This is a genomic window from Pseudoalteromonas sp. SR41-7 (genome assembly GCF_014163935.1).
Classification (GTDB): Bacteria; Pseudomonadota; Gammaproteobacteria; order Enterobacterales; family Alteromonadaceae; genus Pseudoalteromonas; species Pseudoalteromonas distincta.
The window spans coordinates 336,181-348,298 of the sequence record NZ_JACJEF010000001.1; the positions used below are offsets into that span (position 1 = coordinate 336,181).

The 12,118-nt window shown below is 40.0% G+C and carries 14 protein-coding genes; 8 read left to right on the forward strand and 6 right to left on the reverse strand.

What is annotated here, in order from left to right:
- Positions 1–225: 225 nt before the first annotated feature.
- The gene (locus H5092_RS01515; protein ID WP_182732770.1) at positions 226–741 is read left to right on the forward strand and encodes an NUDIX hydrolase; all 516 of its coding nucleotides are present in this window, start codon (positions 226–228) and stop codon (positions 739–741) included.
- Positions 742–957: 216 nt separating this feature from the next.
- Positions 958–2,334 (forward strand): NAD-dependent succinate-semialdehyde dehydrogenase, encoded by a 1,377-nt coding sequence (locus tag H5092_RS01520; protein WP_182732771.1) that lies wholly within the window; start codon positions 958–960, stop codon positions 2,332–2,334.
- Between the two features lie 158 nt (positions 2,335–2,492).
- Here the strand turns inward: H5092_RS01520 and H5092_RS01525 are convergent, their stop codons facing one another.
- Complete coding sequence (locus H5092_RS01525; protein WP_182732772.1) at positions 2,493–2,840, reverse strand: hypothetical protein; 348 nt, start codon at positions 2,838–2,840, stop codon at positions 2,493–2,495.
- Positions 2,841–3,222: 382 nt separating this feature from the next.
- Between H5092_RS01525 and H5092_RS01530 the strand changes: the two genes are divergently transcribed.
- Together H5092_RS01530 and H5092_RS01535 are read left to right on the forward strand one after the other, a co-directional pair.
- Complete coding sequence (locus H5092_RS01530) at positions 3,223–3,525, forward strand: hypothetical protein (RefSeq protein ID WP_182732773.1); 303 nt, start codon at positions 3,223–3,225, stop codon at positions 3,523–3,525.
- Between the two features lie 113 nt (positions 3,526–3,638).
- The gene (locus H5092_RS01535) at positions 3,639–4,115 is read left to right on the forward strand and encodes a hypothetical protein (protein ID WP_182732774.1); all 477 of its coding nucleotides are present in this window, start codon (positions 3,639–3,641) and stop codon (positions 4,113–4,115) included.
- A 197-nt stretch (positions 4,116–4,312) separates the two neighbouring features.
- Here the strand turns inward: H5092_RS01535 and H5092_RS01540 are convergent, their stop codons facing one another.
- The 3 genes from H5092_RS01540 to H5092_RS01550 form a co-directional block, all read right to left on the reverse strand.
- Positions 4,313–5,395: an endonuclease/exonuclease/phosphatase family protein gene (locus tag H5092_RS01540; protein ID WP_182695738.1), complete on the reverse strand. Its 1,083-nt coding sequence runs from the start codon at positions 5,393–5,395 to the stop codon at positions 4,313–4,315.
- A gap of 23 nt (positions 5,396–5,418) precedes the next feature.
- Positions 5,419–5,772, reverse strand: coding sequence for a hypothetical protein (locus H5092_RS01545; protein WP_182694402.1), 354 nt, complete (start codon positions 5,770–5,772; stop codon positions 5,419–5,421).
- Between the two features lie 76 nt (positions 5,773–5,848).
- Positions 5,849–6,097, reverse strand: coding sequence for a TIGR03643 family protein (locus tag H5092_RS01550; RefSeq protein ID WP_024595124.1), 249 nt, complete (start codon positions 6,095–6,097; stop codon positions 5,849–5,851).
- A gap of 123 nt (positions 6,098–6,220) precedes the next feature.
- Between H5092_RS01550 and H5092_RS01555 the strand changes: the two genes are divergently transcribed.
- The 3 genes from H5092_RS01555 (at position 6,221) to H5092_RS01565 (ending at position 9,731) form a co-directional block, all read left to right on the forward strand.
- Positions 6,221–6,910 carry an ABC transporter substrate-binding protein gene (locus tag H5092_RS01555; protein ID WP_182732775.1) on the forward strand — a complete coding sequence of 230 codons (690 nt, stop codon included), beginning with the start codon at positions 6,221–6,223 and terminating at the stop codon, positions 6,908–6,910.
- Between the two features lie 29 nt (positions 6,911–6,939).
- Positions 6,940–7,596: a YoaK family protein gene (locus H5092_RS01560; RefSeq protein ID WP_182732776.1), complete on the forward strand. Its 657-nt coding sequence runs from the start codon at positions 6,940–6,942 to the stop codon at positions 7,594–7,596.
- A 74-nt stretch (positions 7,597–7,670) separates the two neighbouring features.
- Entirely contained in the window at positions 7,671–9,731 is a 2,061-nt protein-coding gene (locus H5092_RS01565) for a TonB-dependent receptor (protein ID WP_182732777.1), read from the forward strand.
- A 7-nt stretch (positions 9,732–9,738) separates the two neighbouring features.
- Here the strand turns inward: H5092_RS01565 and H5092_RS01570 are convergent, their stop codons facing one another.
- Positions 9,739–10,533: a helix-turn-helix domain-containing protein gene (locus H5092_RS01570; protein WP_182732778.1), complete on the reverse strand. Its 795-nt coding sequence runs from the start codon at positions 10,531–10,533 to the stop codon at positions 9,739–9,741.
- A 106-nt stretch (positions 10,534–10,639) separates the two neighbouring features.
- On the opposite strand from H5092_RS01570, the gene H5092_RS01575 reads away from it, so the two are divergent.
- Entirely contained in the window at positions 10,640–11,836 is a 1,197-nt protein-coding gene (locus tag H5092_RS01575; RefSeq protein WP_182732779.1) for an MFS transporter, read from the forward strand.
- On the opposite strand, the gene H5092_RS01580 is transcribed toward H5092_RS01575, so the two are convergent.
- Positions 11,825–12,046, reverse strand: a complete 222-nt coding sequence (locus tag H5092_RS01580) for a hypothetical protein (protein WP_154903460.1) — start codon at positions 12,044–12,046, stop codon at positions 11,825–11,827. The two genes, H5092_RS01575 and H5092_RS01580, sit on opposite strands and share 12 nt — an antisense overlap.
- Between the last annotated feature and the right edge of the window lie 72 nt (positions 12,047–12,118).

The window sequence follows — 12,118 nt, forward strand, 5'->3', positions numbered from 1 at the left end:
TATGCTTTTTTTCTTATTCTACGCATCCTTGATATTAATTTAAAGGTGCGCCCAGAATCTAATTTTTAAAATAAACTTAAGCGATTAAATGCTATTAATGTTACCAACCTAACATTTACGTATGCTGAAAAAAATCGATCACAAATTATGATTAATAATTAAAACCGTTTCTATTTATAGAATGGTAGCAACTATTATTATTAAAAACCTAAAAAAGGAGACGAAATGCAGCAATTAAAAACCTTAATACATTCAGGTATTAATATTGACCAAGGTACTCAATTTACACGCTTAACAGCTCGCGCTATTGTAATTAAAAATAATAAAATACTTTTAATGTATACAAACCGTTATGAAGACTACAGCCTGCCCGGCGGTGGAGTAGATGACGGCGAAAGTATTGAGCAAGGCTTAATTCGCGAACTAAGCGAGGAAACCGGTGCACAACAAATAAGTGTAGTTAAAGCTTATGGACTCTATGAAGAGTATCGCCCTTGGTATAAAGACGATTTTGATATTATTCATATTAAATCGTATTGCTTTGTATGCAGTATTGGCGACGAGTTTGGCAAAGCGCAGTTAGAGCATTACGAGCAGCAAAATGGCATGACAGCTAAATGGGTTGATATTAACGACGCAATTGCACATAACGAGCGCACCATTGCTAACAGTGAAAAACAAGGGCTTTCTATTTTACGAGAAACTTATTTATTAAAGCGCATTGCAAAGGAGCTAATATAAAGCTCTGTGTTTGCCCCAGAGGGTGTTGTAAATTTTGCAACGCCCAGAATATTTTACTACCTCGAGCACCTCAATTTTTATATTTAAAAAATCCTCCTTCAGCAAAAATATAAATTTAATTAATAAAATCAGATGGATAAAAACAAAATCAACTTTTTATAAAAACTGGCTCTAGCCTTGCACCTTTTAAATAACTAAATTTGTAAGGAGATAGAAATGAGTAACACAGTTAAAACGATTAATCCCGCAACTGAGCAAACCATTGAAACCTATACACTACTTTCTCAAAAGGAAGCAGAACAGGTAATCGAAAAATCTCACGAAACATATTTAAAATGGCGATTAACGTCATTCACTGAACGTGCAAAATACCTTAATAAGTTAGCCTCACTCTTTGAAGATCAAAAAGAAGCTATTGCAAAACTCATGACCGAAGAAATGGGTAAAGTTTACGAGCAAGGCTTTCAAGAAGTTGAACTATGTGCAGGAATTTGTCGTTATACAGCCGAACAAGGCCCACAAGTACTTGCTGACGAAGAACGTGATATGGACGGCGGCCGCGCAATTATCAGCTACCAACCAACAGGTGTACTATTAGGCATTCAACCATGGAACTTTCCGCTTTATCAGGTAATTCGCTACAGTGCTGCTAACATCATGGCGGGTAACACAACCGTATTAAAGCATGCTGGTAATGTATTTGGCATGGCTGAAAAAATAGAAGAGCTATTTAAACAAGCTGGTTTCCCAGAGTATTGCTTTAACAATCTACTTATCGACGGCAAAACAGCCAGTTCTTTAATTTCGCACAAAGCAATTAGCGGCGTAACCTTTACCGGTAGTGATGCGACAGGTAAAAAAGTAGCAGAAGAAGCAGGTAAATACGTTAAGAAAACAGTGTTAGAGCTTGGTAGTAACGACGCTTACTTAGTACTTGATGACGCAGACCTAGAGCTTGCAGTTAAAACCTGTGTAACCGGGCGCATGATCAATAACGGTGAAACGTGTGTTTCAGCTAAACGTTTTGTTGTTGTAGAGTCACTTTACGATGACTTTAAAGCGCAAATTAAAGAGCAATTTGAAGCCATGAAAATGGGCGACCCAATGGCTGACGATACAGACTTAGGGCCAATGGCTCGTGAAGATTTACGCGACGGCATTCACGACCAAGTAATGGAATCAGTTAAAGCAGGTGCAAACATAGTAACGGGCGGCGAAATCCCTTCGCAAACGGGCTATTACTACCCACCTACTCTACTAGATAACTTAGCCCCTGGTATGCCAGCCTATGACGACGAATTATTTGGCCCAGTAGCTTCGCTTATTAAAGCCAAAGACAACGACGATGCAATGCGAATCGCTAACGACTCTCGCTACGGTTTAGGCGGCGGTATTTTCTCTAAAGATGAGAAAAAAGCCATTGAGCTTGCTAAAAAGTACTTTGACACCGGCATGATCAATATTAACGGCTACGGTTTAGCACAACCTAACCTACCGTTTGGTGGTGTTAAAGAAAGTGGCTACGGCCGAGAGCACGGCGGCTTTGGTATGCGCGAATTTGTGAATATCAAATGTATTATGATCAATAGCTAATTTAGCTTTAAATACTAATACATTAGAAAACCTAAAAGTGGGTAACCGCTTTTAGGTTTTTTTAACTTTAGAATTAGATTACAGAAGAGCTTAGTCTCTACTAAGTTCAAACCGCAAAGTAACTACACAGTAATAACTGTAAATGAGCAGTTTGCTTTTTAATCATTATCAACATAAAAGAATAATATAATAAATTCAGAGGCACTAATTGCAGCTAGCTGCATTATCAGCAAAAACATAATACCAATCCCAGCTTGAGGGTCAGGTTCAATACCAAAGACAAGTACTGCCGCTAAAGTAATAGTAAGTAATGCAGCTATAATTCTAATAAAAATGAGCCGTTTATTTTTATAGTTTTTAGCGTTAGCTAAAAAATATAGAAGCAAATAAGGCAACAGCATAAACGCAAAGCCAATTTCAGTTGGCATCCAGTACTTAATAGCAACAGCAACTAAAGATAAAACAGCAAGCGCCTTAACTGGGTAGTACATTTTTTTATAATTCACATGCTTTCCTTTGCACGCAGTGCTTTATTAGCACCAAATAAAATATTGCCGAACAATATAAAAACTTTAACTATGCAATGCAATGCAATGCAATCTATTTCACTAGACTTAACCTGACAGGCAACAATGAGCGATAAGCGGTCATTGAGATTGGCCAAATATCGTCGTGAATTGATTGGTAAGGCTGCTCTTTGCGCATATATTCATGAAAATGAGCGCTGAGCGCATATTGTTCTATTTATCTTTTCTTTAAAGTTTCAGAAACTTAGTAATAGTAATACCTTAAACTATTTGTTAAAACTATATCATTCAGAAAAATGAGCGTGACGTCGGCAGAAATATGCGCGATGAGCGCACTATTAAATTGTTATAAGTCTAAAATATGATTTTTCTAATTAGAACTCTACCGTTGCTATTAATACTGGCTCTAGCTGCTGCCTTACATTTGGTTATGTTTGACGATGCTAGTAGCTTGTCGGTTGGCGCTTTATGGTCGGGTTTCTTTTTTATAACAACTATGCTTTACCTTAAATTTGATTATATTAAACTTGATGATTGGTATGAAGAGCTTTCATTTAAAGACGAGTGGTTCGATTATTTTCTTGCTGCAAAAATGTTAGACTACTGGCCTTGGGTTTTGTTTTTAATATTTGTAGTTGTAGCTTTTATTCTGAGATCTGCATGACTTATAACAAACGCATGTTGCATCAGCCACTGCGTGGCTTGGACGGTTTTTCCGTTCGTGCCTCACTACAAAACCGCCGCAAATACGGGCGTTAGCTGCCTATAGGATATTTTGTGCTAAAACTATATCGATTCTCTGAAGAGAAAAAGGAATACTGGGAAACTTGGCCAAATGATGATGGATCTCATACGGTTCACTGGGGAGAACTCGGTACGACTGGCGAGAGTAAAGTTCTCAAAAATGGCCTGTTTAAAAATCCACAGAAAGCTATTCAAAAGGAAATTGATGATTTAGTCGCTAATGGATTCAATCAAGTCGAGCAAGAATTTACCCTTATGGTCGAGTATTCTGTAGACGGATTTGGGACACCACAAGATCTAGAAAAAAGAGCAAGGCTTCAAGATCGTCTAAATGAAACACTTGGATGGACTGGCTTAGGACACTGTGATGGCGGAAGTATTGGCAGTGATACTATGGAAGTATGTAATTACGTTGTCGATTTTGAGGTTGCTAGGCGCATCATTGAAAAAGACCTTGTAGGTACAGAGTTTGAAAACTTTACTCGTATTTACGATGAAGACTTAGAGTAGTTCGGCAGCTAACACGTAGGCTCCCCTCGCTTCGCTCGGTATTATAGCCTACGTGTTTTTGCCCGTTATGCGGGCGTTACCACTGTTTGCAATTGGCACTCTCCTGCCACTCGACAACATAAATAATGATTATAACTGGCAAGGTATTTTACTGTGTCGGATGGCGCTTCGCTTATCCGACCTACACTGCCTAATAGCTATAACTTTTCCTCAAACCTCGGCACTTTTCGCTTATCTGCCTTATTCATAGCAAGCTCTTGAATTTCTTCTTGCTTAAGCTCATCGGGTTTATCTTCTAGTGACTCCTGATTAGCGTTTTCGTAAGAAAGCTCAGTAAGGAGTGCAAAGTGATCAGAGCCATACTTAGCTAAGCGCTTAATACGCTTTACTTTAAAGCCTTCGCTGTGAAATAAGTGATCGAGCGGCCAACGCATAAAAAAGTAGCTTGCATGAAAGGTGTTATAAAAACCACGGCCTTTTCGAGGGTCTAAAAAGCCACTTATTTGCATAAACAAACGGGTGCTACGCGACCATGCTACGTCGTTTAAATCACCGGCAACTATGGTAGGTCGTGTTGGGTTTTTAAGTGCTTTAGCCACCATTATTAGCTCTGAGTCGCGCGGACGTGATGAGTCTTCTTCGGTCGGGCTTGGTGGTGCGGGGTGAATAAAGTGCCCTTGCATTTGCAGGCCTTCATCGTTTTCAAACAAAATATGAATTGAAGGAATATCTTCTTCTATTAGCTCACATATTTGTGCATCGAGTATTTTAAACTTGCTGTATAAGTGCATGCCATAACGATTATCTTTAGGGCATTCTATGTAATACGGGTAATTTTTTTTAATGACTGATAATTTATTTTCCCACCAGCTATCGCTCTCAAGCGTAATAAGTAGGTCGGGTTGGTGCTCATCTACAAGGCTAATTAGCTGCTCGCTTTTATGGTTCGACATCAGTACATTTGCCGACATAATTCGTACGCTGTGGTCTATATGCTTTGGTGCGCTTTGCACTTCTTTTTTAGCAAGCCACGTATACGGGTAAATCCATTTACCTTGTAAAATCATTATAAGTAATGAGGTTAAGGCTATAAACACGTAGCCTATTGCGCTACTTTGCCATAATAAAAACAGCGATGTAACGGCTACAAAACTGGCAATATAAAATACTTGCAAGCGCACAAAGTCGCAGCTACGCACTAAGTAATGCTGGCTGTACGACATAGGCAACAAGGTAACCAGTAAAAAAAATCCAATAATTATAGCCAGCGCAATAAGCATTTTAATATCCTTATAAAGTTAATTTAGCGACTTAAGATTGAAAGTATTTCTCGGGTGTCGTGCACCATATGGATAACTGTACGGTCTATTTCTATACTCACTGTACCATTATCTCTAGAGCGTTCAATCACTCTACCTCGTTTATATAAATCACGATCTAAATAGTCGCCTCTGTGGTAGCTTTTACTTAGCCCTGGTGGCGTCCAACCTGCGCGAATTAACTGCTTAGCCTCTTGGTAGTCATTGTCGTTGTGTTTATGTGAATGATGCTTATTATGGCCGTGTTTATGACCATGCTTATCTTTATGCGGTTTTGCGTCTGCGCTTATTGAACATAAAGCCAATGCTATTAGTGCTGTGTATGTTAGTGCTCTCATAAATAATCTCTAGCGTAATTTATAGCTAAAGGTTAACAAACACGGCTGAACATCATATGAAACAACTTACACTTATTTAACGTTGTTTATATTGTGTTTTACAGTGGCTTCGCATAATAGCGGGATCGCGTAATTTTAAGTGTTTTGTTTTACGACCAGCATGGCGTTTACGCCACACTTTAAAACTGCCTTTTGAAATATGTTCGCGCATAAATACCACCAGCTGCGGGTATTTTAATCCGTATAACTGCTCTATTGCCTCAAAAGGGGTTCTATCTTCCCACGCCATTTCGATAATGCGTGACTGCTGCTCTGCGTTAAACATGGTATATCTCACAAAATTTAACTTATACGCTAGGTAAAAATACTTAGATCAATGCAATTAAGCTCAGTAACTGTATAATTGGCGTTCAATTTATGTATTTTAAAAGATATCGAATTTTTATTTATGCGCGCAATATTTCTGTTTTTAGCTTTAACTTTACCTTCATTATTGCTTGCAGCGCCAAGTAAGACTTTGCGCTGCGTAACAACTCACTACCCGCCTTTTACTATATTTGATGAGAAAAGCGATACGTTCACAGGTTTAGATATTGAATACTTAACCTTTATTGAGCGTAATTTGAATCTTAAGATTGACGTAATTCATCTTCCATGGGCGCGCGTTAAAAAAGAAATGGCGCTGGGCTACTACGACTGCTATTTCTCTTTGGCCAATACAGAGGAACGAGCAAAGTATTTAGATTTTACAAGCGTGCCCTTGCATACTACTAAGTATGGTTTATTTGCTTTAAACAAAGATAAACTGCTCACTGACGATTTATCAAATACCCCAATAGCAATGCTACGCGGTGTTGCTGTGCCTGAGGTTATTGCTAAAAAGTATAAACTTGATGAGAGTAATCTACTTCGCTCACTTTCAACTAAAGACACTTTTGAGCTGCTAGAAAAAAAACGCGTTGAATACGCAATAACTAACTATCAAGCAGGTTTGTGGTACTCAAAGGAATATCAAAACGTATACGCTAGGCAGTTCAATGAGTTTACGTTTCCTACTTACATTGCTTTTAAGCGTGGCGTAATAGATACAAAATTAGTTGATGAGCAAATAAAGCGCTTTAAAGCACAAACTCAATAATTAACACTGTACACGTTAAGAGATAACCAATGTTTACAAAACTACCAAAGTGGGTTGAATATGGCGCGTTTACGCTCGCATTTATAGCGGGCATAGTAAACGCTGTAGGCTTATTGGGATTTGAGCACCAGGCTATTTCGCATGTATCTGGCACTGTTACTTTACTTGGTATTAAAGCAATAACTAATCCCAGTGCTGCTTTATTGCTACTTTCAATAATTATTAGCTTTATGTTGGGTTCGGCACTGTCGGGCTTTTTGCTCTCTGGTGGCTCATTAAAACTTGGTCGTCATTACGACACTTTGCTTTTTATTGAAGGATTGCTACTACTTGCGAGTGCTTATTTACTCAAAAACACATTCGTTTACGGCATTGTTTTAACGTCTGCTGCGTGTGGGTTACAAAATGCGCTAGCAACTAATTACAGTGGTGCTGTTATACGTACGACACATTTAACCGGTATTTTTACTGACCTTGGTTTAATGCTAGGTAAAGCGCTTAAAGGTGAGCAATTTGATACCCGTAAAGGCGTTATGTTTTTACTCATTATTGCAGGCTTTTTACTAGGCGGTATAACCGGCTACGTTTTATTTAAGCATTACTTAGTGCTGGCTTTGGTATTTCCTGCTGTGGCTTGTTTTGTTTTATCAATTACGTATCGGATTTATAGGTTACGTACGCTTTAACGCAACAAGTTTAAATGCATATTAAAACCGCATATTATAGAGGCAATGCAATATAGATTACTTTCAAGGAATGTATGAAACCTTATTTTTTGCCGCTGATATTACCCTTTAGCCACGCTGCGTTTGCCGATAATCAAAACAACGATGCAATAGAAACCATAACAACTACGGCATCACGTATTGAAGCGCTATCTACCCCACTCCCTTTATCAATAAGTACACTTAGTGAAGCGCAGCTAAATAGCATAGCGCCTACCCATATTGAAGAAGCCCTGCAACGTGTAGCAGGAGCTAATATTCAACGCGGAAATGGCCAAGAATATTTACCCGCACTTCGCTCCCCCGTACTTTCGGGCGCTGGCGCTTGTGGTGGGATATTGACTTTGGAGGATGGCATACCACTGAGAGCCGCTGGGTTTTGTAACATAAACGAGCTATTTGAGGCGCACAGCGAAATGGCGCAGCGCATTGAAGTACTAAAAGGCCCAGGCTCTGCACTTTATGGCTCAAACGCTGTGCATGGTGTTATTAATGTAATAACGCCCGACACCACACAAGGCGGTGGCTTAGTTGGTTTAGATTATGGCTCGTACGGTTATACTCGCTACAAATTACGCGCAGGGCAAGATTACGGCAACAGCGGTATCGGCATTAACGCAAGTGTTACCGACGATAGAGGTTACCGCGACGACGAAAGCGTAGAGCAACAAAAAGTAAATATTCGCCATCGCTATTCAAATAATAATTTATTACTTACCTCAGGCCTTACTTATACAAATCTTGATCAGCAAACTGCGGGATTTATTACAGGCTTTGAAAGCTATAAAAACGAAGACCTCGCGCAAAAAAACTTTGACCCTGACGCATTTAGAAAAGCACGCGCATTTAGAGCATGGAGCAATGCAACATGGCAATTAAATAACGATGATGTGCTCTCTACTACGTTATATTTTCGCGACCAAAGCATGGACTTTTTTAAGCACTTTTTACCCGGCACACCGCTTGAAGCAAACAGCCAAACCGGCTTTGGTGTGCAATCGCTTTATCAACATAATTTACAACGTAATATAAAAATAAACCTAGGGCTTGATGGCGAATACACGCAAGCCGATTTTACTCAAAGCCAAAACGAGCCCACTCAAGGTTCTGCATTTTTAGTTGCTACAGTACCCCAAGGTAAGCATTACGATTACGATGTAAACGCCACGCTTTATGCCCCTTTTGCATCGGTTGATTGGCAATTAAATAAGTGGTTACTTACTGCAGGTATGCGCTACGAGCATATGCAGTACGACTACACCAATAATATGCTAGCAGGTAGAACAAAAGACGATGGTACAGAATGCAGCTTTGGTGGTTGCCGATACAGCCGCCCAGCGAGTGCTAAAAATAGTTTTAGTAATCTATCGCCAAAGCTTGGGGTTAGTTATCAGTACAATACAAATAACACGCTTTATGCAAACTTTTCTCGTGGTTACAGAGCGCCACAAGCGGCTGAGCTATACCAATTACAACGCGAGCAAACCACTGCAATTTTAAGCGCCGAAATAGCTAATAACGCAGAGCTGGGTATTAAAGGGATTTACGAAAAACTACGTTATGGCGTGTCACTTTACGCTATGAGTAAACACAATACGATTTACCGCGATAGTGACTTTTTTACGGTAAATAATGGCAGCTCTCGCCATCGTGGTATTGAGCTTGAGCTTGACTACCAGCTCACTAAGTCGCTTGCACTTAACTTTGCTGGCACTCACGCAAAGCATACTTATACTAACAACCAAATACTTAACGGTTTAAATATAAACGGCAACGACATAGATACCGCGCCCCGTAATATTGCTAATCTCGATTTAACATGGCAGGCATTAAACAACGCGCAATTTGCTTTGCAGTGGCACCGCGTTGGTAACTACTACACCGACCCAGAAAACTTAAATAAATACCAAGGGCATGATGTTTTAAGCTTGCGCGCTCAGTGGCAAGTTACTAGTAATCTTGAGCTACTTGCTCGTATTATTAACTTAACTGATGAGGCTTATGCGGAGCGCGCCGATTACACCAGTTTCACCGGTGACAGATACTTCCCGGGTAGGCCTCGTAACGCGATGCTTTCGGCAACTTACACGTGGTAGTGCTTATTTAAGGGCTAAGCTGATTTAAGTCGCTCATGTATTTCATGGGCGACTTTTTCATTACCTTTTTAAACATAGTAATAAATGCACTCACCGACTCATACCCTAATAACTCCGACACCTGCTGCACACTTTGCTTATCAGAAAGCGCTTTTAAGGCTGTAATTATATGCAATTGCGTACGCCATTTTCCAAATGTCATGCCTGTTTCTTTTTTAATTAACCGCGCTAATGTGCGCTCAGTTAATGCAAACTGCTTAGCCCATTGTGGTAGTGTTTTTCGGTTGTTTGGCATATTTATAAGCTGATCGCTCATGGTTTGAATTACCTCGTTTTTAGATAATACAAAATCAAGTGGTTGTACGGGCATATCAATAAGTTGATCAAATAACACCTGCGCTAAACGCGCTGTTTTACTATTTAAAGTATAGTGCTGATTATGGCCAGCCAACTCACACATTAGCTCTTTAACCAACGGCGTAATAGCTAACGTACAGGTATTTAGCGGCATACCGTTTTTACTACTATCAATAAATAAATGACAAAGCTGCGCGTTATCAGACGCCCTATTGCTATGCACCTTTTGTGCTGGGATCCAAATTGCACTGTGCGTGGGCACCATCCAAATTTTGGCCGATACTTCACACGTTACATACCCATGCAGCGCTAAAATTAATTGCCCTTTTGGATGGGTATGTAGTGGTATTTCGTGACTTGCATGGGCATGCTCTATTTTGGCTATTATGGGCTGCGCCATAGTTTCAAAATTTTTAATGTCGTCCCAACCAATTGCATCAAACATAGTTTTGTCTGTTTTTAGTTATTTAATGTCATTATCTCTAAATTATAGTTTTTACTAAGCCTTTATACTAGCGCCCATTAAGTATTAGCTTTAATGGTCTTCCCTGTTGTTAAATAACACACCTAAATCACGCTTTGCTGGCATATTACTTGTGCTTGGCATATTACTTATTGCCGCAAATTTACGCGCCACATTTACAGGTATTGCACCTGTGCTTGAACAAATTATTAATCACTTTGGGCTTAGCGCATCGCAAGCTGGTTTTTTAACAACACTGCCACTCATAGCCTTTGCGGTTGCATCGCCAATGGCGGCAACTCTTGCTAAAAAGCAAGGGTTAGAGCGCACCTTGTTTGTGGCTTTGTTATTTATACTTGCAGGGGTTGCAGCGCGGGTAATAAATACCTCAGCCATGCTTTTTGTAGGCACCGCTATTATTGGTGTGGGCATTGCCATCGCAAACGTATTATTACCAAGTTTAATTAAGCGCGACTTCCCTGCAAAGGTTGCGTTAATGACCTCAGCCTACGTGCTTACTATGGGCGTGGTATCGGGTGGGTTTTCTACTTTGCTATTTCCGCTTAGTCAGTTAAACGGATTAGGATGGCAACTTGCGCTGGGCTCATCAGCTCTTATTACTTTGGCGAGTATTATTGTATGGATGTCGCAATTAAGTAAGCACACAAAACCCGCGAGTATTGCTCAACACACCGACACGTCAAAAAGTGTATGGCGTTATTTACTAGCATGGCAAATTACCCTACTGCTGGGCTTAAACTCGTTTTTAAATTATATAATTATTACGTGGTTACCAAGCATATTAACCGAAACTGGTCACTCAGCTACCCAAGCAGGTGCTTATCATGGTGCTTTTCAAATAGCGACTGCATTACCGGGTTTAATATTAATTCCGTTACTTGCCAAATTAAAAGATCAAAGCGCGCTTAGCTTTATTTTAGCCATGTTGAGTGCACTCAGTGCATTGGGGCTGCTTTACATGCCTAGCTTTGCTTTTGTTTGGACCCTAATGCTGGGCTTTTGCTCTGGGGCATGTTTTATATTGGGGCTGTCGTTTATTAGTTTACGAACTGACGATTCGCAACAAGCAGCGTCGCTTTCAGGTATGTCGCAAAGCGTAGGTTATTTGCTCGCGGCTATTGGTCCTATGCTAGCTGGTGCATTACACACTACAACAGGCAGTTGGAGTGCGCCATTGTGGTTGTGCGCTATTGCCGGAGTACTGTGTGCTTTATGTGGTTTGGGCAGTGGTAAAAACACCACTTTAGCTAAATCAGCTAACTAGCTGCTGTAACCACGAAAATAAACCAGACGAAGGTTTACTACTCGCGTGCTTTTGCTCATAGCGTTTATTCGTTACTTCGCGCTGTTCACGGCGCTCTTGTGCTAAATTAGCTTTTGCAGTAAAACGCAAGCGCTGCTCTTGAGTAAGCTCATCATTAAAACTAATGGCTGTTTTTTTCACTGCTCGGCTGCTTTTAGGTGAACTACACATATTATTCTCCAAATGACTGACTTATAAGTAGACAGTCATTTGGTTAAATAAATTTCAAACCGCTTACTAAAA

Bases quoted from the DNA above. Each gene is read 5' to 3' on its own strand.
- H5092_RS01515 (WP_182732770.1), top strand. From the start codon at position 226: ATGCAGCAATTAAAAACCTTAATACATTCAGGTATTAATATTGACCAA.
- H5092_RS01520 (WP_182732771.1), top strand. From the start codon at position 958: ATGAGTAACACAGTTAAAACGATTAATCCCGCAACTGAGCAAACCATT.
- H5092_RS01530 (WP_182732773.1), top strand. From the start codon at position 3,223: ATGATTTTTCTAATTAGAACTCTACCGTTGCTATTAATACTGGCTCTA.
- H5092_RS01540 (WP_182695738.1), bottom strand. From the start codon at position 5,395: ATGCTTATTGCGCTGGCTATAATTATTGGATTTTTTTTACTGGTTACC.
- H5092_RS01545 (WP_182694402.1), bottom strand. From the start codon at position 5,772: ATGAGAGCACTAACATACACAGCACTAATAGCATTGGCTTTATGTTCA.
- H5092_RS01550 (WP_024595124.1), bottom strand. From the start codon at position 6,097: ATGTTTAACGCAGAGCAGCAGTCACGCATTATCGAAATGGCGTGGGAA.
- H5092_RS01555 (WP_182732775.1), top strand. From the start codon at position 6,221: ATGCGCGCAATATTTCTGTTTTTAGCTTTAACTTTACCTTCATTATTG.
- H5092_RS01560 (WP_182732776.1), top strand. From the start codon at position 6,940: ATGTTTACAAAACTACCAAAGTGGGTTGAATATGGCGCGTTTACGCTC.
- H5092_RS01565 (WP_182732777.1), top strand. From the start codon at position 7,671: ATGAAACCTTATTTTTTGCCGCTGATATTACCCTTTAGCCACGCTGCG.
- H5092_RS01570 (WP_182732778.1), bottom strand. From the start codon at position 10,533: ATGTTTGATGCAATTGGTTGGGACGACATTAAAAATTTTGAAACTATG.
- H5092_RS01580 (WP_154903460.1), bottom strand. From the start codon at position 12,046: ATGTGTAGTTCACCTAAAAGCAGCCGAGCAGTGAAAAAAACAGCCATT.